Genomic DNA, 23880 nt, shown 5'->3' with positions numbered 1-23880 from the left:
GGTGAATAGTTAAAAATGATTTTTTTCAGAAAAGACGAACAACTCGAAAATCTTGGTAATGGTATTTTAGAGTCAACTTGGGCAGCATTTCCAAATTTAGCCCGTAACCAAATAGCACTAACTTGGATTGTTTACGATCCGCCAGTCCCGGTAAATACTGGTGGCGCTTTGACTCCAGATGCTTTTTGGAATCACCCAGTCCGCGGTTTCACTTATCGCGGTGTTGAGCGCATTTACCCTGCGAGTGTAGTCAAGCTATTTTACCTAGTCGCGGTCAACGAATGGCTAGAAAAAGGCATGAGCCAACCTTCCAAAGAATTGGAACGGGCTTTGCAGGATATGATTGTTGATTCTAGCAATGATGCTACCAGCTTAGTTGTAGATATCCTCAGTGGTACGACATCGGGGCCAGAGTTACCCATCGGTCCCTTCGAGACTTGGAAATATCAACGTAATATTGTGAACCGCTATTACCAGTCTTTAGGTTGGGAGGAAATGGCGACAATTAACGTCTGCCAAAAAACTTGGGGTGATGGCCCCTATGGGCGAGAGCGGGCATTTTATGGAGAGATGCTAGAAAATCGCAATATGGTGACGACAAATGCGATCGCGCGTTTGCTACATAGCATTGTTGGTGGGGTAGCCGTTTCTAGTGGGCGATCGCAAGCGATGATGGCTTTACTCAAACGTAGCCTCAACCCTGATGATTTACCTACTGATGTCGAAGAAGATCAAGTGACAGGTTTTTTGGGTGGTGGTCTTCCTCAAAATGCCCAAATTTGGTCAAAGGCAGGCTGGACAAGTCAAGTCCGCCATGATGCAGCTTATATTGAGTTACCAGAGCAGCAGCGCTCTTATATCTTAGTAGTATTTACTGAAGGCAAAGCACACGCTAAGAGCCGAGCTATTTTACCCTTTGTCTCTAAGCTAGTTGCTGAAGCAATTAGCAGTCTCTGAATAGCAGTAGCTAAGAGTGGGGGCAGAGGGGCAGGGGAGATGACTCACTCATCACTCCTAATTCACTCAGTACTTGGCACTTTCAAGTCAAGAGGCAGAAATCTTACCTTCTGCCTTTCTTGTTAAATTTAAATTTAGAATTGTTTTCTTTTTTTCTTTCCGTGCTGTGACATAATCCCCAATCATCTCGTCACAACTAATGTCTATATTTTGTAGCTGTTAAAGACCACATGTGCTGTGGTTATTATCATAACTAGTTAAGCTTTTTTTTGATAATATCCTCGATGAATAGAGGCTTGAATCTTAAGCAGAACCAAGGACAAAAGTGCGTGTATCTGCTTAATTTTTGTCATCCTTCAAAATTGAGATAAATTATTGAATTTTTTGAGAGCGCATCTTGAAAACTTACCACCCTTTCAGGATGGAAAAACTGATTTTCTGGTGTTAAAGTTTGAATATTGCCCAAATTTGTTGCTTCAATACCTATTGTGGCAATATTTCAGTCAGGAGTGAATGTGATTACTATTTTTCTTCGTAAAAGTGTGTTGTTGCCAATTGCTGCTGTTACAGTTCTAGGTAGTAGCTTATCTGCTACTGCTCAGACAGTGGACAATATCAGCAGTCACCAGTTAACAGAAACTTCTGTAACTGCTGTGTCTCCCAACCAGTCGAGTGCCGAATTAGAAACTAAGAGCCAAAAACTCTCCACTGAGACAACTGCAAATCAAACAAAGATATCCGATTCTACTGCATTGCAGCAGTTTCCCAGTGCGACTGCACAAGAAAGTGCCAGTCGAATACTCACACCTGTTCCAGGTACAGTAGCAACCTCATCAGCAGCATTGACATCTGAGTATGCAGAACCTGCTTCACCGACTTCTCAACCATCTGCTCCTGTGGTGGCGCAATCGGATATTGATGTAGGTAGACCTACTCGTGGTGGTAGAAGCTACATCGGTGTCGCTGGTAACATAGGTCTCGATGGTAATGAATCATCCTTAGGAGATGGTAACTTCGCAGCCATCAGCAAAATTGGCCTTACAAATACCCTCTCATTCAGACCATCAGCAGTGTTTGGGGACAATACGACAATTCTACTTCCCCTCTCCTACGACTTTTCCTTCCAGCAAGCAGATCCATTTAGCGAACCATTAGCCATAGCACCTTACATAGGAGCAGGTGCAGCCATTAAAACTGGCGATGACTCAGAAGTTGGCTTCTTACTGTCTGGTGGTATCGACGTACCTTTAAATCAGCAATTTACAGCCACAGCAGCTGTGAATGCTGGATTTTTTGGTGACACTGATATCGGTTTGATGATAGGAGTTGGTTATAACTTTAGTGGCTTTGGCTTTTAGAAGTTAAAAGTTATGAGTTAAGAGTGATTAGTTAGTGATGCTTAATTCCTAACTTTTGTATGGGCGCAAAGTCTTGCGCCCGTTCTCATTATTTGCTTCTCTCGATTGCAAGTTGAGCTTTTGAATTACAAATTATCCTATTTTTTTCACCTTGACACTGCTAGAGCGATGGCTTTGATGGTGGTAAACGATGCGATCGTTTGGTGTCTAATGGTGCGATCGCCAAGAATCATACAATGTAAATTAATAATTGGTGAGTAAAAGGCGATCGCTTATTCTGAGAACTCTATACTTCATACTTTCTAAGTTAATTTTTCATCCTTCAGACTTTTTAACACATTCTGCCTTTAAGACAATCAAATCTTCAGTCTCTACAACAGAACAACGCTCTAAGGTGTTTAATAAAGCTGGAGTAGTTCCTTGCTGCAATTTAAATAAAATATCTTTCGCTGTTGACTGCAACTGTATAAACCAAGGGTTTTTTGCAATATATTCAAGTGTAAATGCTGACTTATTCACTACAAAAAAGTCTACTCCATATTTCTGAATAAAATTTTGTAATTCGGCTAAATTTTCACTGTACTGAGCGCGAATCAAATCAGTAGCTCGCTGTGTAATTTGACGGTCATAGCCTACATGATATGGAACTGCATATTCCCAGCCGATTAAAATGGATCTTTTAGCAAAGGTAGGGATGCTATCTACCTCTTCTGATAAAGAAGCAATGAGAGTGTCTTTAGGTTGTTGATGAAAAAACTCATACATTGCCGATGCTCGCTCTAAATGGTAAAAGCTGTTTGGGAAATTTTTCAAGAAGCAAGGATAAAAAACTAAGGTACTAGCTAATAATCCAGTAAATCCTAAAGCTATAATTTGTCGCAAACATGAATTTTGATGTTGTTTTACCCAGCAGAAAATTGCATCTAAAACTGTTAAAATTACTATACTAGTGGCGATAATCAGCACAAATTTTAGAGTATATCTTGTGTAACGAGCAGGAGAAAACAGCTGATAAAGTAGTAAATGAGCAAGCACAAACATTGCCACAGATGCTAGGGCAATTTGAGATAAAACTCTGACTTTATCAGTCATGTACTGAGTTAGGGGAAAACGCCGATTATATACGAGGATTAGAGGTAAAAATAACCCAATTATATTGATTGGATGTTCTAAAACATTTGGAATCAAACCACTATGTTGATTAAATAACCAAAACCAAATCGGATCGTTACTGAAAAATGGTATTCTGCCTGTTTGTGCAAGTCCTAGTGATTCTCTTGCCGCTACTCCTGTGATGGTTGGCCCAAATTTAGAAGAATTCAAGGCATAAGGCAGCATCAATATTAAACAAGTTGCCAATCCTGCAAAAGAAAATAGGTAATCGCGACGATTATTAGATGGATAAGGGAGCTTGCCTTCCCAGCGCCACAGCCTGAAGATTAAGATGCCAGTTATGATGAATAAAAAAGGTGGATAGAATAATCCTACTAAGGCGATCGCACCTAAACATAGTAGTAAAGATTGTCGCAGTAAATAGTATAAAAACGCTATGAAAAATACAAAAATAAAAGACCTAGGTGTTGCAGACACTAAATCGTCCCGCATTGAAAGATTTTGAGCCAGTAGCAGCGTACTAATAAATCCTGCCATCGGTATTGGGAATATCTGCATACATAATGGGAACCAATAACAGATAGTTAGGATTTTTAAAAATAGTGGTAGTATTTTACTTAACAAGAGTGGCTCAATGCCTACCATACCCATTACTCTATAGAAGGCAGTAAATCCCACTGGGGTTACAGATGCAAAATAATCGGCAATTAAATCATTGGGCAGTATATCTGGCTCTAAAAATCGCTGCAACCAAAAAACATATACTCTGGCATCATCTTGCACTACATATTTGCTAGCGAAGGCTTGCTGAAATTCTAAAAAACTATAAAATAAAGCAAAAACTAGACTTAAACAAAACCAAAACCTTATTTGGAATTGAGATGTTTCAGTATTAGAAACGGTAAAAAATCTTTGTAAGCTTGTTATCTGCATTTTAAATATAAAGCCTTCACTAAATATATTTATAGAACATTTGATAAATATAAATACAATTATTTATTATCGATCGATACCTTTTATTATGCCTATGAAAATACATACAAAACAGTATTATACTATAACTCGCTTCGCAATAAACTAAGTAGCATGGAGAAAATATTTCAATTTTATAGATAGTTAAAATTATACGATTGTATTGATTTTGGATTTTAGCCCTAAAAACATTGTCTGACAACAATCACTGTATTTTGATATTAATAAATTTGGATTTTCTTTATTGCCTTAAATGGTGACTCAACGTCAAAATAAAAAAATCAAAGATAGTGCGAACTGTATCGGCTTAATAAAAATGACTGCTACTGCAATATTTCTGCACAAACAATTATGCTCTGCGATCGCAGTTATATTTTCGATACTGCTAATTTTCATTTTTCTTTTGATTGTTGTCCAACCATCTGCTCGGACTATGGCTATACCAATATCTAAAGAGCCAAACAATCCCACAATCATTGAAAATCAAAAAATCGGTACTTCTGATTGGCAACTCACAAATCCTGCTACTAAGCAGGAAATAGAAGGATATGCTTCGCTGACTAGTATCAATCGCGGCAGCGATATCAAATTTTTTGTGAATACAAAAGAGCCTAGTTACACAATAGAAATCTTTCGTATGGGCTGGTATGGGGGTGCTGGAGGGCGGCAGATGGCTGCTGCAATTACACGCACTGGAGTCAAGCAACCACGGCCAATTGTAAATCAAGCAACTGGTTTGATTGAATGTAATTGGAAAGATCCCTACGTTTTAAAAATTCCCTACAACCCAAACGACCTAACACAGTGGGCAAGTGGTTTTTATTTAGCAAAACTCACTGCTAGTAAGAGTGGTAAACAAAGCTACATCATCTTTGTAGTGCGTGATGATAGTCGCGTTTCCGATATTATATTTCAATCGAGCGTCACTACTTACCAAGCCTATAACAATTGGGGTGGAATGTCCCTTTATCGCTGGAACAGTCGCGGGAAACAAGCATCGAAAGTTTCCTTTAACCGTCCCTACGCTAACAGCCCTAACTCAGCAGCAGCCTATGGGGTGGGAGCTGGAGAATTTTTAACTAACTTCCAACCGCAAAGGAGAACTTCTAATGCTGGCTGGGAATACAACATGGTGCGGTGGCTAGAACGCTCAGGTTACGATGTTACTTACTGTACCAACGTTGACACGCATGAAAACGATCTAGAAACCTATAGCATCAAACCGATGCTCTGGTTGCACAAAGCATTTCTCTCGGTGGGTCATGATGAATATTGGTCGGCAAGAATGCGGCAAAATGTGGAGACAGCGCGAGATTATGGTGTCAGTCTTGGCTTTTTTTCTGCCAATACCTGTTATTGGCAAATTCGCTTTGAGCCTAGCTTGATTACTCAAGAGATAAACCGCACTATTGTTGCTTACAAAGAAAGTGCAGCGTTAGATCCTTATGCTAGGGACAATAATCCGGCGAATGATTTCCTAGTGACAACTCTTTGGCGAAGCAAACCTGTCAATCGCCCAGAAGACTCTCTAATTGGAGTTATGTACGAAATATTTCAGGTAAATGCTGACATCATTATCGATTGGACAGCACCAAATTGGTTACTTACTGGTACGCAATTGAGTCCAAATAGTACTACAGCATCTGTGCAGACGAATAGCAAAGCACCTGCCAAAGAAATGCACCTTGAGGGACTGCTAGGCTACGAAGTCGATCGCATGTTTCGTAACGCGCCAGCTAATACGATTCGCATTGCCCATTCACCTTATCGATACAAGGGTGGCACAAGATATTCAGATATGACGATTTACACTACAGATTCTGGTGCAACGGTGTTTGCTACTGGTTCTATGCAATGGAGTTGGGGACTGGATGATTACAATACACCTCAATTACGTCCCTCTATATTGAGTCCTGATGCACAAGCGATGACACGCAACGTCTTGAACCGGATGATAAGTAAACAACAGTTAGATTAGCACTCTTAACTTTTTGGCAAACCTACGGCAGACAATCCAGCGATTGCTCGTAAGTTTTGGCAACGAATTAACTCAGAAAAATTTAAGCTAGAATGCCCTTCAATCTCGGCGATCGCTTCAATAGCAGATAACAAATGCTGGGCGGCTTCAACTTCTGAGTAGCCGCGCCGCCCTGCGACTCGAATTGCTGCCATATCAGCATTCAACTCTGACTCTTGAGATTTGTTAGTACGCCAAATCCGCAGACCGGCGATCGCGCTTAATCCCCCAGCTACAGCTACACCTACAACATCCGATTGTGCTGATTCCACTACTCCACCCAATAAGCCTAGCAGCACTACACCTTGATAAAGTTCTGGTTTAAACCACTTCACACCTGTTAACCAGCTAACTTTCTGCAACAGCAGCAAATCCCGTTGTGGTTTCGTCAGCCGATTCCACAAATCAAAGTTAATATATATCGGTCGCTCGCGATTCCACGGTAGGGGAAAGGAAGCATCTATTACCTTTGCCTGCTGCGGTTTGCTGACGATTTTTGTCGTCATACGAGCAGAAGCAGGCATCACATCTAACAAACGGCGAATTTCAAAGTTTGGCTCCATAATTTTAATTATTGGACATAATATGCATAGTAACTAGTACAGTACGGCAGAATTAAAAATTTAAAATGCCCTATTTCTAGGCTTTTGAAGCATTTTGAATGATATCCTAATAAAGTTATAAAAATACTAGTTGAGCAATTTTATAGTGTGGAGGGATTCATCTGGTATCCTCTTGCCCTCAAATTCAAAGCCTTAAATTGGATAACCAATAAGACTACACTTTTAACTACATGGACGCTTTTGCTCCCATCCCGCCTGAATGGACGAATAAGGCAGTTCACGCTTATGAGTTTTGCTGTCCTAACTGCCGTTCAAATAGCTTAGAAGCTCTACAAGTTTGGATTAATCGGCGATCGCCTGTCATGACGGAAAACCATCGTCGCAAATGGCAGGAGTTCTACAATTGTCATTGTAGTTTTGTTTGGTGGGCGTGGAGTAGCGATCGCCCCCCATCAGATTTGTCTAATCAGCGAGATTGTAATCCCACATAAGTTTCCTATGCAAAAGCCCGCACCAAAGCGGGCTTTGTAGCTTGTAGTAAGCACTTAAGTGCCTACTACTAACCTATTAGTTTTAGAAAGTGAAGGTTGTACGGAGTGTACCTACATAAATGGTATCGTTAGCGTCGTTGTGTTCGGGGTTAAAAATCACCAACAAGCCAGGTGTGACCTGAATGTTGTCGCTAACCTTAATTTTATAGAGTCCTTCTAAGTGATAAGAGGTATCTAGATCTTCTCCAGTTGTGGCTTCATTATCAGTGATTTTGGGTGACTGACCGAAAATTACACCGAGTACGTTACCTTCTCTGCCCAAATCTTTGAGACCAAGAGTAGCAGCCCAGTAGAATGCATTTGCATTTTTACCTACATTAGCACCCGATTCAGCTGTGGCGACCGTATAACCTGCCCAACCACCAATAGTAAATTTGGAACTGGGTTGGAAAGTTGCTTCTACACCATAGTTGTTGGATGTGGTAGCAACTCTACCAAATGGTTGGTTCGCCAAAGCACTTCCTGTGCTGCCAAACAGGTTTACATTGCTGGAATTATTTTGATAAGTGTGAGCGTAACTCAAACCCACGTTAAAAGCTTTACTAGGTTGAAAAGCTATTTGTCCAAAGGCTGTACTAGCACCATTGACAAGACCATTACCATCACTGGGGTTATTAGCTGTGGTTGCTAGATAAGCCCCTGATATGCTGAGAGGCCCGCCTGGATTGAAAGTGACAGTTATACCAGCACCACCAGCACCTTGGCGATAGATGGGGCTGAAACGTCCGTAACGAGAGATAGCACCTCTAGCAGAGCTAGCAAAGTCGGGGTTGAAGTTGTTAACGTTTTCCCATAACTCACCACCAGCAGCATCAACTTTTACGCGTATGGCATCACTCAAATTGAAAGCATAGTTGATTTTATCGATGCCAACGCTGTTATCAGCTGTAGCCACATCATAGCCCAAGCGGGTCATGTTGGTGCCGGTTACACTACTGTTAGAGACAATATTGCCGGCTTGCAAACGGATTTGCAGTTGGTCTTTACCACTGAAACTGCTGTACAAGTTCAAGCGCACTCGGTCAGCGAAAGTGGTGTTGCTTTGTAAGTCAGCACCGCCAACTCTCGTGTCGCCAAAAACGTCAGATACGTTGAAAATTGCTTCTCCAACCAGTTTAGTAGTAGTGGAGAACTGATTTGCTTCCAACTCAGCTGTGCGGGCTTCTAAGGAATCTACACGACCGCGCAGAGTTGCCAATTCAGCAGAAAATTCTTCTTGTAATCGCTGTAATGTAGCCAGGTCTTGTTTGGTTACTAAGTCAGCAGTAGCTGTAGCAATCAATTCGTTAACTCGGTCTAAACAAGCGTTCAAACCAGCGGCAAATTCATAACGGGTCAAAGCACGGTTACCACGGTAAGTACCATTGGGATAACCCGCAATACAGCCGTAGCGCTCAACTAGGGATTGCAAAGCTTGAAATGCCCAGTCTGTGGGTTGCACGTCTGAAAATTGAGAAACCGATGTTACTTGTCCGAGATTGTCAGTTTCTTGAGACAGTTGGGCAACACTTGTTGCTTGTTCATTCACTTCCGCAGCTAAGGTGCTGTTAGCAACAAAAAATGTAGCGGCGACAACAACTGGACTGACCTTCAAAACATTCCAGAATGGTTTCGTCATAGTCTTACTTTTCCTCACACCAACTAGTACAAGTCATGGTAAAGTACTTAACGTTTTGCTATTAAGGGAATTTACCCAACGACTTCAGGGATGATTATACAGAATTCGCAGCGATTAGCACAAGCGATCGTATCAATTTTAGATTTTAGATTTGAGATTTTGGATTTAAAGTCTTGATTCAAAGGCTGTTCTATGAACCTTCAACAAGACTAGTTATCTCAATTTTTTAGTACTATATTTTATGAACTTTTTCTAGTTAATTTATTTGGCAAACGTAGAATAATCCGACGTTTATAGCGTAAAAGCATTCCATTTTCTTCAAATTGCTGTAAGAGCCGTGTTACTGTTACTCGAGTTGTGTTTAATACTTCTGATATCTCTTGATGGGTAACATTGAGGTCAATTAATTTGCCCTGTTCTACGTTGCGTCCAAATTTTTCACTTAACCACACCAGAAATTGCCACAAACGTACTGAAATAGGTTTACGATGTACTATACTTAAAAGCTCTTCTGAATGCTGAATATGAGACAATAAAGCATTAATATATAAATGCCAAAGATGAGGGGGTACAATGCTCACTTCTACGCTTGTCAGACATTCAATGTGATAAGGCTGGACTTTGGACAAGGGATAGCCGATCAGATCCCCAGAACCCCAATAACCCAGAGTAACGAATGTTCCGTCTTCACTCCAGGTTAATGTCCGAACTGCCCCGCGATCGATGCGCCACAGTAAATCATTGCATAAAGGAATTATTTGCCTGCGGGTAAATAATTGCTGCGGTAACTGTTCGCTGAAGGTAGAGTTATTGGATGTATCAGAAGAATTTGGGATCAGACTTGTGGAAGACATTTTGATAAATTATAATTTTTGGTTTGATTGAAAAACTATTGAAGGATCTTGAAAATTGATTAAGATGTATAACTCAACAATATTATTAATATTACAGTTATGGCAAAGAGGAAATATCAGTACATAAGCTACTAAAGTAGAAGTTGTCAAAATTTTGTAATTTATGGTCAAACAATTGTTTTGTTAACTGATAAATGAATTTATCAAACAGTAGTTTTAATAAAAATAAGTAGGTTTCGGAATACATTTTAGTGCAGCGACACATAGATTTTTTAGAAAAATTTTAGGTTGAATTTTATAAATTTTGTGCAGCAAATAATTTTAGAAAAATTTAATATTTAATCTACTAAAAATATGTTCTAAGATAATGTAATATTTTCGTCCATCTATTGATTTGTCTGTAAGTCCCTTATAGTTAGTATTTGGTAACAATAGCGATCTGTTGAATATTGGTATATGCAGTTTACTGAGCTAGTACCAGATGGGATTATTACCCAATATTTTAGAGAGTTTTACTAATTGCATTGATTCTCAGAAGTAAGATTTATTACCGTATATTTTATTTTGTCATTCATATAACTTTAAATATAAGTATATATTTAAAAATCGGTCGAGCCAGCGCTTCCTTGATAGGTGAAATTGACAGCAAAAAATGTTCTCCTTAGCAATAGCTGGGGATTAGCCGTATCTTTTCGGTCAGTAGTGCGTAGACAATGCGTAGCGTCTCTTATAGGAGAAGGCTAGCTGTCAGTTAGCTAAAAAAAATTTTTTGGCTGGCTTCGGTTACTCTAATTGTGCAAGTTTAAGAATAGGTAAGCTTTTCGTGAAATCTATATTAGGAAATAAATTATTTTTTGCCTATTTGGTATAATAAATATATAAAACTTAAATATTATTACTTAGTAAACGTATAAATAAAAACTAAATATAAGTATTGTTTATGCAAACCACAAAAATATTAAACTTTAAGTTTTTTGTGTTTGCACATCTGTCTAAAGTAGTAAAACCAATTCGTAATATCCTTGTTTTGACAAAAACGTAACGCGTAGCTTGCTTCGACCTAGGGGTACAGGAAGCGCAAAGCAGTATAAGCTATTAATTAAGAAAATTACACATTGACTCAAGTAGACCGTTAATACTCACAGTCAACAGTCAATGGTCAACATTCAACAAGCCTAATTAAGAACGTTGGCCAGTAACAATGTATGCTACTCTTTGACCAATATTAGTCGCATGATCTGCCATACGTTCCAGACAACGAATCGCCAGTGCTAGCAGCACAATTGGTTCGACTACGCCCGGTACATCTCGTTGCTGGGCTAAAGTCTGATAAAGGCGATCGTAGGCATTGTCTACAGCATCATCAAGACGCTTGATGCTGCGCCCACCAGCTTCGTCTAAATCCGCCAATGCCACCAAGCTAGTTGCTAGCATTGCCTGCGCGTGGTGGGACATGACTGCAATCTCTGGTAAAGACGAATGAGGGGGATAAGGAAAGATTTTAATAGCAATCTCAGCCAAATCCTTAGCGTAATCGCCAATGCGTTCTAAATCTCGTACCAACTGCATAAAAGCACTCAAGCAACGCAAATCTTGAGCCGTTGGTGCTTGCATTGTCATGATTGCTGTACAATCTGATTCTATTTGTCTATAAAAGCGATCGATTTTCTTATCCAATCGGGGAAGTTCCTCAGCTGCCGTTAAGTTGCGGGCAAATAACGCTTGGTGGGCGAGGCGAAATGATTGTTCTACCAAAGCTCCCATGCGTAATACATCGCGTTCTAAGCGTCTAAGAGCGCGTGCCAACTGAGAAATTTCAGGATTGGGACTATAATGGACAGCTTTCACACTTGTAATCTCAAACGTGAAGATATTTTTAACTATAGTCTTAGCTTTGTGAGTTTGCCATAACTTCAGGAAGTTGAAGTTGTATCCATGCGCCACCAGTTTCTGGATGATTCATAGCTTTGATGGAACCACCATGAGCGATCGCAATTTGCCGAACGATCGCTAAACCCAAACCATTCCCCACAATCGATCCGATAGAATTATTGTTTGACAATGAAGAATGAGTACGCGCTTTATCTCCCCGATAAAATCGCTCAAAAATGTGGGGTAAATCTGCCTGTGAAAAACCTACTCCAGAATCAATAAGATTTATTTCTAAAACTGGGGAAGTAGAATTGTCTCTAGAAATATCCTTTTTCGATAAGATTTTCGCTTGGATGTGAATACTTGTACGAGGAAGACTGTACTTAATGCTATTATCCAGCAAGTTGAGAAAAACCTGATAAATACGGGCTGGATCTGCCTTAATCCACAGATTTTCCGGGCCAGAATATTGAAGAGACAGATGTTGGCGCTGTGCCAATGGTTCTAGTGTTTCCCAAACAGATGCAATTAGCGATCGCACATCTACAGCTTCAGTTTGCAGCTGAATGCTGGGGTTTGCTTCCATTTGCGTGAGTTCTAACCAGTTTTGTACCAAACTAATCAGCCGATCGACTTCTTGCATCAAACGGTCAACCCAACGATTTAACGGTGGTTCTAAGCGGGGTTGTAGGGTTTCTGCCACCAAACGAATCGAGGTCAAGGGCGTTCTGAGTTCGTGAGCTAGATCGGAAAAAGAGCGATCGCGCTCTTGATTTGTATCCAGCAGGGGCTGACGATTTTCGAGAAAAACTCCCACTTGTCCATTGGGTAAAGGCAAGCTGGACGCACGTAAAGTCAGAGATTTGATTGTTGGCATCTCTGCTGCATTATCACAAGAAGGGTGAAATATCCACTCTTTTGTCTGTGATTTTTGGCGATCGCGAGTTTGCTCAATTAACTGGTCAAGTTCATAAGAGCGCACTAACTCTAACAACAAGCGCACCTGTCCTGGCTGCCATCTTTGCAGATACAAGATTTCTCGCGCTTGCTGATTACACCACAGCAGTTGATTTTCTTCATCTACTTGCAAATATCCTATTGGTACAAAATCCAGCAGGTCTTGGTAAGTTTGCAACGACTGCTGCCAGTCTTGTCGCTGCTGCTTCACCATTGCTATTTCTTGCCGCAAGCGAGGAATCAGCGGCAGTGCCACCTTGGAACGGGAGGTCAACGGCTGGAGTACCCGCCCCAAATAGCGGTTAAGTTGAACCTGTTGCCAAATCCAAAACCCAATGCCTACCGCTAAACCTAGAATAAATCCCAATAAGAGCATTTGGTTTGAGTTGCTAGTTGCGTTGTGATTTATAAAAACTAACAACTATCTCAACAGATTATCCGAATCGATAGCCAAAACCTCGGACAGTCACAATATATTCTGGATGACTGGGGTCTTGCTCTAGTTTTTCGCGTAACCAGCGAATGTGAACGTCTACAGTTTTGCTATCCCCGACGAAATCCGGCCCCCAGACCTGATCTAGCAACTGCTCCCGCGACCAGACTCGGCGGGCGTAACTCATAAATAATTCCAGCAGCCGGAATTCTTTGGGAGAAAGATTCACTTCTTGACCGCGAACCAGCACGCGGCACTCTTGGGGATTCAAAGTGACATCTTTGTATTTCAATACTGGCAATTGTGGCAAAGTACTTAAGCGCTGGCGACGCAATAGAGCGCGACAACGAGCCACTAACTCCCGCATACTAAAAGGTTTAGTCAGGTAGTCATCTGCTCCTACTTCTAAACCCAGAACGCGATCGGTTTCACTACCTTTAGCACTTAACATCAGAATTGGTACTGGGTTGCCTTGATGACGCAGCAAGCGGCAAATATCTAGCCCATTGATCTGAGGCAACATTAAATCAAGAATAATCAAGTCAAAAGGAAATTCTCCTGAAGAGGGTTCAAAACTTTTCAGGTACTCGATGGCAGATCGCCCATCTGGAGCGGTTATCACCCCGTAACCTTCCTCTTCTAATGCTACAGCTAGCATCTCTTGGATTAGTTCTTCATCTTCTACCACTAGGATGCGGCTTGTTTGTGCGATATCCGCTCTGGCAGAATGCTTAATCGATTCACTGGTGTACATTGATATCACTTAAGTTTGGGAATGTTTTTGTATCAATTTAGATAATTGCTTTAATTATCTAGTTTCAGTGCATCTATGACTTATACCCTGGTGAATTCTTTCTTAAAAAGTAACATAAGCTACAGTATTCACTTTATTATAAATCACTGCGATCGCAAGTTCCTAAGATTATTTTTAGCGTTTTTGCATCTTTAAAATGCCTAAATAGCTTCAATTCTGTCTTGACAATAGCAGATTAGGTTGAGTATAGTTACTAGTACATAAATACTATATATTCTCAAAAAGGAAAATATACTTGAGAAATAGAAGGACGCTGGTATGGAGAATTCTAACCAGGGCAAAGTGTCTTATGTTGCTTTAATCTAGTATTTCCACTGTGCTAAAAACGCCTATTTAAAGGCTACCCTGATGTCTGCATAGGTAGTACTTGGTATGACTTGCTACCGAATAAATTTTTGCTTATCCAAGGAGTTGAAGTATGACTACAGTTGCATTCAAGGACAGTAAACAACAATTGATGCAAGCGTTTCAACAAATTTTGGCAGAAAGGAAAAAACTAGAATCAAAAATAGCAACTAAACAAGAAGAGGCAGAAAAGGCAAAAAACCAGGAAATTCTGGCTACTGCTTCTACATATACTGTTGATAGTATTGTCAAAGGCTTAGCTGATTTGCAATTGGAGTTTGGTAGTATTGTCAATTCCCTGTCTGAAAAATTAGCTAAGGAAAACTCCAAGTTAGATGAGCTAAATAGAGGGATAGAAATTGCAACTCAACGTTTACAAGAACTGCAAAGAATCAGAATCGTAGCAGATACTTTAGATATTTTAACTCAAGAACACCAAGAAAAATTAAAAACACTAGAGCAAGATACCGCTAGCAAGCGGGAAGCACTAGAAAAAGAAATTACAATTAGACGTAAAGAGTGGCAAAAAGACCAAGCAGAGTATGAAGAAGCGCTGCAATCATATAATGACTTATCTGCTAAAGAACGCCAGCAAGATCAAGAAGAATATCAATATAAATTAGAAACTACTCGCAAGCTAAATACAGATGCTTACGAAGCCAAAAAGCGCAAACTAGAAAGAGAAATCCAAGAAAATACCCAACAGAAAGATAAAGACTGGGCAGAACGAGAAAAAATACTGACTGAACGCCAACCTTTATTTACAGAGTATCAACAAAAAATCTCAGCATTCCCTAGTGAATTGGAAGAAGCAGTTAAGAAAGCTAGAGAAGAAGCAATTAAGGAAACTAGTCAAAAAGCCAAAATCGAAGCCGATTTATTTGAAAAAGAATGGGAAGGCAGCAAACAAAGTTATGAATTAAAAATCCAAGCTTTGGAAGAATCAATTAAGAAACAAGCTGAACAGATAGAAAGTATTTCTACTCAATTGCAAGCGATATTGAAACAATCCCAAGATTTGGCAATGAAAGCTTTTAATACTTCTAGCACTAAATAGTCATCAGTTAAGTAATTTTTCAGTCTTTGAATTAGCGGAAGGTTATTATGCCAGTCAAAAAACCAACAGATAAAAATACGAAAGTAGAGATTCTTCAGGCATATGAAGATTTAGCAAAAGAAACAGCTGCACTGAAATCTCAACTTAACCAAGTTCAGAAAGATAGCCAGTCTACAACTAGAGAAAAGCCCAAAGTAGAACAAAATATAACTATGAATCAGCCTACTACTGTCCAGCAAAAGATGAATTATACAATTGAAAGCTTAGCAAAAATTCAGTTGGGTTTTGGTAGTGCTGCTAATGAATTATCGGAACAATTAACTACAAAAGCTTCTAAATTGGCAGAAATTGGACAAGATGTAGAAAAGGAAGTCGAACAATTAAAACAGTTGCATAGTTTGGAAGTTGCCGAGAATACATTAGATACTCTGATCGAAACCTATGAAGATAATTCCAAAGCATATCAGGAAGAGTTTAGTCAACGCTATGAAATATTGTCGCAAGAAATACTAGAGCAAAGGAATACTTGGCAAAAAGAACAAGAAGAATATAAAGGGACGAGCAAAGAGCGGAATGAAAACCTCAATAAAACTCGGCAAAGAGATACAGCAGAGTATAAATATGATTTAGAACTCCAGCGTAAACTAGAAACTGATGAATACGAACAAAGACAGAAAATACTATATAAACAGTTGGAAGATTTTCAACAAGAAACAGAAAAACAGTGGGCTGAACGAGAAAAGGTAATTTTTGAACGAGAAAAACAATTTGAGGAATCTAAAGCTAAGGTAGAAGCTTTTCCTAAAGATAAAGAAGCGGCGCTCAAAAAAGCTACAGAAGAAGGTAAAGGTATTGCTCATTACCAAGCCAAAGTCAAAGCAGATTTATATGCTAAAGAAGTGGAAGGTCAAAAGCGTTTCTACGAACAAAGACTGCAATCTCTAGAACAGACGATTACTAATCAAGAAACACGGATTGACAACCTTTCTAAACAGCTTGATTCAGCCCTCAAACAAGTTCAGGATTTGGCAGTTAAGGCTATAGAAGGAACTGCAAACGTAAATTCATACCAAGCAATCAAAGAAATAGCTTTAGAACAGGCAAAAAGTCAAGTAAAGAATAAATAAGTAATTTTTAGGGACGTAACTAAGCTGTTCGCAGTTAACTCGTGACTAAAAGCCACAAATTCCCGATTTTTTAGAGAAATCGGGAATCTTGTTTTTCACGAATGATTTAGGATAGCTAGATTAGTTATTTATATTTATTGGTCTGTTTTCGCTGGTTTACCATTATTAAGAGGTTTTTTTCTGTTTTTGTTTGTTTCGTTCGCTTTTTTCTGAGATGGTTGGTTGGAATTGGGTTGTTGGCTAGACATAAGACGCTACTTGCAAATTGACTCCAAGTTTTATATACAACAAGGATATTACTGATTTCATAAAGCAGTCAAAAATTTTACATATAAAAAATAGAGACGCTTTGATGTTCGCATCTCTATAAAAGAGGTAACCCATTCTTTTTAAAATTTGAAAAAATAAAATTTTTAGCAGGTGTCTTGACCCAATTTATTTAATTATTTAAGCTTTAGTCTTCGTGATTTATGCTGTTTCATCCAGTTTTTTGTGCTGCTGTTCGTTGTTGTTATTTTTATCGCTTTTAAATCGGACAGCACCTGGCTCTGTTTTACGCGGCTTGCCATTGTTACGAGGTTGGCGGCGAGTCATAGAAATACACCTACTGTTAGTGAACCCTCTACTACCTTTACTACGATAGTGTTAATTGCTATTCCAGAAATCTAAAAAATAACCGACTCCAAGTCGGTTAAAAAATTAAGTTATGTAAGTAGCTGGACAAAAATATTTACTGTCATTGCGAACAAAGTGAAGCAATCCCAAACCCTTGCGATTGCTTCGTTTCACTTCGTTGCACTCGCAATGACATTGTGTAATTCATTCTGTCCGATTACTTATCTGAATTATTCCTGAGATCACGCAAAGGTGGAAAAACCTAGGTTTGGTGGAATGTCCTGAATACGCCCTGGACCGATCGCGCGTAATGCTTCCTTCAGAGAAATATCGCCAGTATATAATGCACGACCCACAATTACACCAGTTACGCCTTGTGGTTCCAACGCCAACAGACTCAACAAATCGGTGACAGAACTCACTCCCCCAGAGGCAATTACAGGGATAGAAATGGCAGCCGTAAGTTCTCGCAAAGCATCTAAATTCGGGCCTGTGAGAGTGCCGTCACGATGGATATCAGTATAGATAATGGCAGCCGCACCCAATTCTTGCATTTGTACGGCTAGTTGAGTTGCTAAAACTTCCGAGGTTTCTAACCAGCCACGAGTTGCAACTAATCCATTACGAGCATCAATGCCAATGATAATTTGTTCGGGAAACTCTTGACAGAGTTCTTGCACTAATTGGGGTTGTTCTACAGCAATAGTTCCGAGAATTGCCCACTGCACGCCTAAATTGAATACTTGTTGCACGCTATTGCGATCGCGCAATCCCCCACCAACTTCAATAGGCACTGATACGGCTTGAGCGATCGCTTCAATCGCCCTCAGGTTTACTACTTTACCTGCTTTCGCGCCATCTAAATCAACTATGTGTAATCTAGTAGCACCCTCATCGACCCACTGTTGAGCAACATCAACAGGATTTTCGCTAAAAACTTGCGATCGCTCATAATCTCCTTGATAAAGTCGCACACAGCGACCTTCTAGTAAATCAATTGCTGGAATTACGTCCATTTAACTTTTCCTATGTGACACGAGTATCTTTGCCTACATTTTTGTGGACGGGAAGTATTGTGGCAAGCTACTTACTCCTAATTTTGTCCCACTTCTAGTCCGTTCTTCTCAGTTAGAGTTACTCAAAGAGATTCTCAAGACATCACTCACAGCCTGTTTGCGAATACAAGTATGGTTGAGATGCTGAAAAATCCATGCTCAAAACATTAGGCGTACTGAACGCATGAAAAATGTAAAATTCAAAACATGTACAATCAAATCTTGAGTTTGTAATTATTGAATTTCTGCAATATTTTGAAAGTAACAAAAATATCAAACGCAGGACAACTGACTTCTTGCACCAAGCGACTTGAAGCAAACTGGCGTTCATCCGTCATCAGTCAACAACCACACCCTTTTTACCACTGACAATTCCTGACCACTGAACTTTTTTCTCTTGTTCCCGGCGGTAAGAAAAGAAATGCTCTGGAGTTTGATAAGTACAGTAAGGCGCGATCGCTACTTGTTCTGCACTAATCCCCAAACTTTCTAGCTGTAAGGCATTCACCCGCCGAACATCCAGCCTTACCTTTCCTGGCTCTGTGTCGTGTAGTAAAGGTGAATTTGGTAGCTCGTGTAATGCATGTACAATCTTTTGTTGGTCTTCATGTGGTATGATGCTAGCCCCGATTTCAGCAGCCACTTCAATTGAGACTTGGTATACTTCACCAGCGATCGCTGGCCCCATAGCAATTCTTAAATCATCCAGATTGCTGCCTTGGGTTTTGAGTCGAGCGATCGCTTGGGGGACAATCTTGGCTGCTGTACCTCGCCATCCCGCGTGTAGTGCTGCCACTTGTCCGGTTTTCACATCCCCAATTAACACGGGCGTGCAATCTGCACTAGCTACCCACAATGCTTGGAGAGGCTGTTCGCTGATTAAACCATCTGCTAACGCTAGGGCAGAATCACCTTCTCCTTCCAGGTCATTCCCACCGACACTCAACATGCTGTCAATTTCGCGTGCGGTGAAAACAGTATTGCCATGTACCTGCTTTAAGCGATAAGCTGATGCTTCTGGTTGCAGCACTGTTGTTAATTCTTGTGGCGATCGCAGCCAAAAATGGTGAGTAAAAAAACCGTGATACCAATGTTCTAAGAGACTACAAGTCAGGTAGGGTAGTCCTTGCCAATTGTGCCAGTGCCAAGTGTGCATCTTTAACCAAACCTAAACAGAAATCAGCCAATTTATGCTAACTTGAACAACGCAATTTGGGGAAACTGCTGTGGGATTCGATCGACAAATATTAGAAGCCTCCCTGAAAGCGGAGCGTAAGTCTGATTATTTACCATTTTCTTTACATATTTTTGAAAGCGTCTCCTCAACTAATCAAATTCTCTGGGACTTGCTTCACCAAGGGGCTGAGGCTGGTTCTGTGGTGATTGCCACTCAGCAGACTGCTGGACGAGGACAGTGGGGTCGGCAGTGGATTTCTCATACCGGAGGATTATATCTTTCGGTAGCGATCGCTCCTAAACTAGAAGCTAGTGCGAGCCACCAACTCACTTTGGCAAGTGCTTGGGGAATTGCTGCACAGTTGCGTCAGTGCGGAGTAAGTGTTGGGATTAAATGGCCCAACGACTTAGTCTTAGAGGGTCGCAAACTAGGCGGCATCTTGACAGAAACTAAAGTCAGCCACGGACAGATCGCGCAAGCAGTGATTGGCGTTGGCATTAACTGGGCAAACCCAGTACCGGAAACCGGCATCAATTTGGAATTATGGCAAGCTGCCCAAGCTACTAAACCAATCTCTTGTCTAGAAATGCTAACCTGCACAGTTTTACAGGGAATAGAATCCGGTATGCAGTGCCTTTCCCAAGAAGGAATAAGCATACTCTTGTCTCGCTATTTAGACTTGCTGACCAACATAGGCGATCGGGTATACATCAACAGTCATGCAGGCATTGTAGTTGGAGTAACTTCTCAAGGAAATCTTCAGTTAAGAATGGCAACCGATAATACAGATGAACTCATAAAACCTGAAATTTCAGTTGAACCCGGTATAATCAGTTTGGGATATAGCAAGTCTTCTGTTTAACTGTTAGGTTTGTTTAAAATATTGCTCATTGGGCAAGACAAACCACAGATATCATCTCTTGAGACTAATTATGGAGTAATCCGCGAAATGATTAATGCTGGAGTACGGAAAAGTAAACTCCTAGATCGTGACGAAAGTCATGGTTTGGCAGTAACTCCTATCGGATAACTTTAAAAAATGTGAAACCGAAGGCAACTTCAATTGAATCAGCAGAAATGTAAATACGTCTATCTTTAGGATTGCTCTAGAAAAAACTGAGAGAAAAAATGACGCAGCGCAACAATGCCTCTAACCGTTTGCACTACTTATGGCAGCGAGGTCTAAGCACAAGACGCTTAGCTTATAACCTACCAGCACAAAGTCTCTGTTTGTTGAGTAGTGTCAGCCTCCTCAGCGGCGGCTTAGTCTATGCTCAAACGGAAACACAAATAGATAACATAGTTCCTACTATTGAAAATTCCCAGCCTACAGCGGCTGCAAGCTTAGTAAAAAAAGATACTGCTGCACCAAAAACAGTGCGACCCCAACCGGATTTTTCCGAACGGCGAGCCACACTCACAAAGAAATTACGCAGGCCAGAAGTTTCTCAATCAACAGCGCCAGTCAGACAGTCTAAACCCAAAATAGAGACTTCCCAAACAACAGCGCCTGTTAGACAATCTCAATCCAAAATCGAGTCTTTTGAGCCTGTAGTTCGTGTGAGAAAGTCAGCAACCCAGGCACAAACTTCACGAGTCGCTCCAGTCCGTGTCAGTGAAGGAAAACCCAAAGTTGAATCCCAGCCAAAAGCAAGTGTCAGAGAAGAAACACCGAAAATTGAGGTAGCTAAACCCATTGCTCCTCGCTCTTTACCTGAGAAACTTCCTGAAGTTGCCCGACCATCAAACAACTCGAACCGTCCTAATATTACAACGGCAGGGAAAACAAAGGATTATAATAATTCCTACATTGACCCCACAAATTACAACACTGATACTACGGCTACTTATCAAGCACCTAACTCCGTAGTACTCACAGAACGTTCCAGTGGTTGTCGAGCTATTTTGCCGTCCGGGCAAAGTATATCAGGTGGTATTTGTGCCAAAACACCCTCACGCGATCGGCGTTTAGCAGATACTAACAGCAAACCAGCACCTAATTGGATCAGAAAAAGTCAAAACGCTCAGTTAGCAACCGTTTCACCAGTCCGGCAGATAGCTGCTACTGGCAAAAACAGTGGATGGCGTGCTACTCGTAGCGTTGCTACTGGTGACACTAAGAGCGCATATCGTCCCAATAGATTTATTCCTAACCCTAACGATTTCACCACCAGAGTGAGTGCATCTCCGATTGCACCGAGTGCTGGTACTTTGCCCCCACCAATGGCAGATGGTAACGTCGCACCCCGCCCCAGCACCGTGTCTTACGACTTCGCACTGGCATCAGTATTGCCGCAAATCCCCTTCAGTGGTGCGATCGCCTATGGTGGCGGTACAGGGATGGTTTATCCGCTTTCTATACCCGCTCCTATTACTTCTTTATTTGGTTGGCGGACTCATCCAATTACAGGCGGTCAACGCTTCCACGCTGGTACAGATTTGGGTGCGGCGATGGGAACACCAATTTTGGCAGCTGCCAAGGGTCAAGTAGAATCTGCTGACTGGATGGGTGGCTATGGTTTAGCTGTTGTCATTCAGCACACTTCTGCTCAACAAACCCTTTACGGTCATATGTCAGAAATCTTTGTTCAACCCGGTCAATGGGTAGAACCAGGAACTGTGATTGGGCGAGTTGGCAGCACCGGGAACTCCACAGGACCTCACCTACACTTTGAAGTCCGTCACCTGACACAAGATGGATGGGTTGCTGTTGACCCAAGCGTGCAATTACAGGCAGGCCTAGGTCAGTTGGTACATAGCTTACATACAGCCCAGGTGATACAGCGACCAGGCAGCTGAGGCTGGGGACTGGGGACTGGGAAAGAATTTAGTTCACAAAATTAGTTTTTCTTCTTAGTACCCAATCTCTAATACCTAATCCTCAATCCCCAATCCCTCACAAATACCCGTGTTCTGTTAAGAATGCGGGTGTAATAGCATCTAAACTGACCTCATCTACTGCTTTGTGATTCGTTTTAGCGGGGTAAAGGAATTTTTCTACGTATTTGCCTAGAATATCTCCTTCTAGATTTACTAAACTGCCAGGGACAAGATAGCGGAGATTTGTCTCGGCATAGGTGAGGGGAATTACTGCCACTGTGAACTGAGATAGTTCTGGTTCGTAGGCAGCCACCGTCAGACTGATGCCATTTACAGCTATACTACCTTTGGGGACAATGTACCGCGCGATCGCCTCGGATGCAGTGAAGGTCATTTCCCAAGAGCTAGCCGTTTGTTCTGCTCCTAACAATCGACCTATGCCGTCTACATGGCCCATTACAAAATGACCGCCAAGTTTACTGCCCACCCGCAGCGAGGCTTCTAAGTTAACGTATCTCTGGTGTGTTTGCTCGCTTCCCAGAGTCGTCCGGCGTAGAGTTTCTGGTGAAGCAGTGGCAATAAACCCATCTTTTAAAACTTCTTCCACTGTCAGGCAAACCCCATCTACAGCTACACTGTCACCGTAAGCCAAATCCTGCATAATAACAACAGATGACTGACTTACACAAGTAATTTGCCAAGAATCGCCCCCTAAGGGTTTCATTGTTCCTAATGCTTGGATTAATCCTGTAAACACGGCTCTTTTGTAAAACTAACTCTATTTATTGCCTAATTTTGCCTAAAATCAACTGGTAATTCTCACAATAATGTCTAACAATCTAAGTATAATTTCTGACTGAATTAATTATTAGGAATCTTAACACATTCGCATCCTTCACAAGGCATACTTGGTTAAGAAGGTTATTGTCTAGATAGACCAATTTGACTTACTCTGGTGTTCACAACAAGTTCGGAGTTTAATAGAAGCAATTATAGAGAACAATGCTTATGTTTATTCCTGTCCAATACTTACCCAAAAACGTATTAATTGTTACGACGCGTCCAATCGCTAAAAGGATTGTAGAGGCTTAGCCAATGATTGAAATGAAAGTCGCTGGTATAGCATTAGATGCCATCACCCGCAGCCCGATCGTACTTTTGAAAGATGCCTCAGATCGGCGTGCTTTGCCAATTTATATTGGTCAAGAACAAGCTAGGGCAATTATGAGCGCCCTGGAGAATCAAAAGCCTCCCAGACCTTTAACCCACGACCTGATTGTGAATATTTTAGAAACATGGAACATGACTCTAGAAAAGGTTATTATTCATTCTTTACAAAAGGATACGTTTTATGCAGCTTTGATTGTTCAGCAAGGCGAAGTCAAAAAAGAAATTGACGCGCGTCCTAGCGATGCGATCGCCGTCGCCCTCCGTACTAATACCCCTATTTGGGTAATGGAAGAAGTGGTGGCCGATGCTTCAATTCCTGTCGATCGCGACGCTGATGAAGCAGAACAGCAAGCCTTCCGTGAATTTATCTCCAATCTCCGTCCCGAAGATTTAATTAAGCGCTTCGGTAATGGTGACAGCTAAAAAAAGTGCTGA

21 protein-coding genes are annotated in these 23880 nt (G+C 41.0%); 10 read left to right on the top strand and 11 right to left on the bottom strand.

Translation table 11 applies throughout. From position 1 onward, the window contains the following. Nucleotides 1-15: 15 nt before the first annotated feature. The 3 genes from RMY31_RS36535 to RMY31_RS36525 all read left to right on the top strand — a co-directional run bounded on the left by RMY31_RS36535 (nt 16) and on the right by RMY31_RS36525 (nt 2576). Complete coding sequence (locus tag RMY31_RS36535) at nt 16-957, top strand: serine hydrolase (RefSeq protein WP_322661393.1); 942 nt, start codon at nt 16-18, stop codon at nt 955-957. Nucleotides 958-1472: 515 nt separating this feature from the next. Next, nucleotides 1473-2315 carry a hypothetical protein gene (locus RMY31_RS36530; RefSeq protein WP_409879744.1) on the top strand — a complete coding sequence of 281 codons (843 nt, stop codon included), beginning with the start codon at nt 1473-1475 and terminating at the stop codon, nt 2313-2315. A gap of 120 nt (nt 2316-2435) precedes the next feature. Continuing rightward, a complete protein-coding gene (locus RMY31_RS36525) occupies nt 2436-2576 on the top strand; it encodes a hypothetical protein (protein WP_322661391.1) in 141 nt (46 codons plus the stop codon). A gap of 54 nt (nt 2577-2630) precedes the next feature. On the opposite strand, the gene RMY31_RS36520 is transcribed toward RMY31_RS36525, so the two are convergent. Further along, entirely contained in the window at nt 2631-4361 is a 1731-nt protein-coding gene (locus tag RMY31_RS36520) for a hypothetical protein (protein WP_322661387.1), read from the bottom strand. Nucleotides 4362-4716: 355 nt separating this feature from the next. Between RMY31_RS36520 and RMY31_RS36515 the strand changes: the two genes are divergently transcribed. After that, nucleotides 4717-6378: a N,N-dimethylformamidase beta subunit family domain-containing protein gene (locus tag RMY31_RS36515; RefSeq protein ID WP_322661385.1), complete on the top strand. Its 1662-nt coding sequence runs from the start codon at nt 4717-4719 to the stop codon at nt 6376-6378. 5 nt (nt 6379-6383) lie between these two features. On the opposite strand, the gene RMY31_RS36510 is transcribed toward RMY31_RS36515, so the two are convergent. Beyond that, nucleotides 6384-6980 (bottom strand): DUF3318 domain-containing protein, encoded by a 597-nt coding sequence (locus RMY31_RS36510; RefSeq protein ID WP_322661384.1) that lies wholly within the window; start codon nt 6978-6980, stop codon nt 6384-6386. A 230-nt stretch (nt 6981-7210) separates the two neighbouring features. Here RMY31_RS36510 and RMY31_RS36505 point away from each other — a divergent pair, with 230 nt between their 5' ends. Continuing rightward, nucleotides 7211-7471, top strand: a complete 261-nt coding sequence (locus tag RMY31_RS36505; RefSeq protein WP_322661382.1) for a hypothetical protein — start codon at nt 7211-7213, stop codon at nt 7469-7471. A gap of 82 nt (nt 7472-7553) precedes the next feature. On the opposite strand, the gene RMY31_RS36500 is transcribed toward RMY31_RS36505, so the two are convergent. The 5 genes from RMY31_RS36500 to RMY31_RS36480 all read right to left on the bottom strand — a co-directional run bounded on the left by RMY31_RS36500 (nt 7554) and on the right by RMY31_RS36480 (nt 14019). Next, nucleotides 7554-9149, bottom strand: coding sequence for an iron uptake porin (locus RMY31_RS36500; protein WP_322661380.1), 1596 nt, complete (start codon nt 9147-9149; stop codon nt 7554-7556). Nucleotides 9150-9388: 239 nt separating this feature from the next. Beyond that, on the bottom strand, nt 9389-10003 hold the full coding sequence (locus RMY31_RS36495; protein ID WP_322661378.1) for a Crp/Fnr family transcriptional regulator: 615 nt from the start codon (nt 10001-10003) through the stop codon (nt 9389-9391). 1179 nt (nt 10004-11182) lie between these two features. Continuing rightward, complete coding sequence (gene phoU / locus RMY31_RS36490; RefSeq protein ID WP_322661376.1) at nt 11183-11851, bottom strand: phosphate signaling complex protein PhoU; 669 nt, start codon at nt 11849-11851, stop codon at nt 11183-11185. Nucleotides 11852-11891: 40 nt separating this feature from the next. Continuing rightward, a complete protein-coding gene (locus RMY31_RS36485; RefSeq protein ID WP_322661373.1) occupies nt 11892-13208 on the bottom strand; it encodes a sensor histidine kinase in 1317 nt (438 codons plus the stop codon). A 58-nt stretch (nt 13209-13266) separates the two neighbouring features. Continuing rightward, the gene (locus RMY31_RS36480; protein WP_322661371.1) at nt 13267-14019 is read right to left on the bottom strand and encodes a response regulator transcription factor; all 753 of its coding nucleotides are present in this window, start codon (nt 14017-14019) and stop codon (nt 13267-13269) included. A gap of 478 nt (nt 14020-14497) precedes the next feature. On the opposite strand from RMY31_RS36480, the gene RMY31_RS36475 reads away from it, so the two are divergent. Both RMY31_RS36475 and RMY31_RS36470 read left to right on the top strand, forming a co-directional pair. Further along, the gene (locus RMY31_RS36475) at nt 14498-15481 is read left to right on the top strand and encodes a hypothetical protein (RefSeq protein WP_322661369.1); all 984 of its coding nucleotides are present in this window, start codon (nt 14498-14500) and stop codon (nt 15479-15481) included. 47 nt (nt 15482-15528) lie between these two features. Beyond that, a complete protein-coding gene (locus tag RMY31_RS36470) occupies nt 15529-16608 on the top strand; it encodes a hypothetical protein (protein WP_322661367.1) in 1080 nt (359 codons plus the stop codon). Nucleotides 16609-17076: 468 nt separating this feature from the next. Here RMY31_RS36470 and RMY31_RS36465 read toward each other — a convergent pair whose 3' ends face one another. The 3 genes from RMY31_RS36465 to pgeF form a co-directional block, all read right to left on the bottom strand. Beyond that, the gene (locus RMY31_RS36465) at nt 17077-17202 is read right to left on the bottom strand and encodes a hypothetical protein (RefSeq protein ID WP_322661364.1); all 126 of its coding nucleotides are present in this window, start codon (nt 17200-17202) and stop codon (nt 17077-17079) included. Between the two features lie 263 nt (nt 17203-17465). Further along, on the bottom strand, nt 17466-18239 hold the full coding sequence (gene hisA / locus RMY31_RS36460; RefSeq protein WP_322667296.1) for a 1-(5-phosphoribosyl)-5-[(5-phosphoribosylamino)methylideneamino]imidazole-4-carboxamide isomerase: 774 nt from the start codon (nt 18237-18239) through the stop codon (nt 17466-17468). A gap of 376 nt (nt 18240-18615) precedes the next feature. Further along, complete coding sequence (gene pgeF / locus RMY31_RS36455) at nt 18616-19434, bottom strand: peptidoglycan editing factor PgeF (protein ID WP_322667294.1); 819 nt, start codon at nt 19432-19434, stop codon at nt 18616-18618. A gap of 70 nt (nt 19435-19504) precedes the next feature. Between pgeF and RMY31_RS36450 the strand changes: the two genes are divergently transcribed. Further along, entirely contained in the window at nt 19505-20317 is an 813-nt protein-coding gene (locus RMY31_RS36450) for a biotin--[acetyl-CoA-carboxylase] ligase (protein WP_322667292.1), read from the top strand. A gap of 266 nt (nt 20318-20583) precedes the next feature. Then, the gene (locus RMY31_RS36445) at nt 20584-22254 is read left to right on the top strand and encodes a M23 family metallopeptidase (protein WP_322667290.1); all 1671 of its coding nucleotides are present in this window, start codon (nt 20584-20586) and stop codon (nt 22252-22254) included. Between the two features lie 97 nt (nt 22255-22351). On the opposite strand, the gene RMY31_RS36440 is transcribed toward RMY31_RS36445, so the two are convergent. Further along, complete coding sequence (locus tag RMY31_RS36440; protein ID WP_322667288.1) at nt 22352-23032, bottom strand: riboflavin synthase; 681 nt, start codon at nt 23030-23032, stop codon at nt 22352-22354. Between the two features lie 338 nt (nt 23033-23370). On the opposite strand from RMY31_RS36440, the gene RMY31_RS36435 reads away from it, so the two are divergent. Further along, nucleotides 23371-23868 (top strand): bifunctional nuclease family protein, encoded by a 498-nt coding sequence (locus RMY31_RS36435; protein WP_322667286.1) that lies wholly within the window; start codon nt 23371-23373, stop codon nt 23866-23868. Nucleotides 23869-23880: the final 12 nt, after the last annotated feature.

The sequence above is a fragment of the Dendronalium sp. ChiSLP03b genome, assembly GCF_034531165.2.
In the GTDB taxonomy this organism is placed as follows: Bacteria; Cyanobacteriota; Cyanobacteriia; order Cyanobacteriales; family Nostocaceae; genus Dendronalium; species Dendronalium minutum.
The sequence above is the reverse complement of the archived record's forward strand: the minus strand, read 5'-3'. Positions and strand labels throughout refer to the sequence as shown.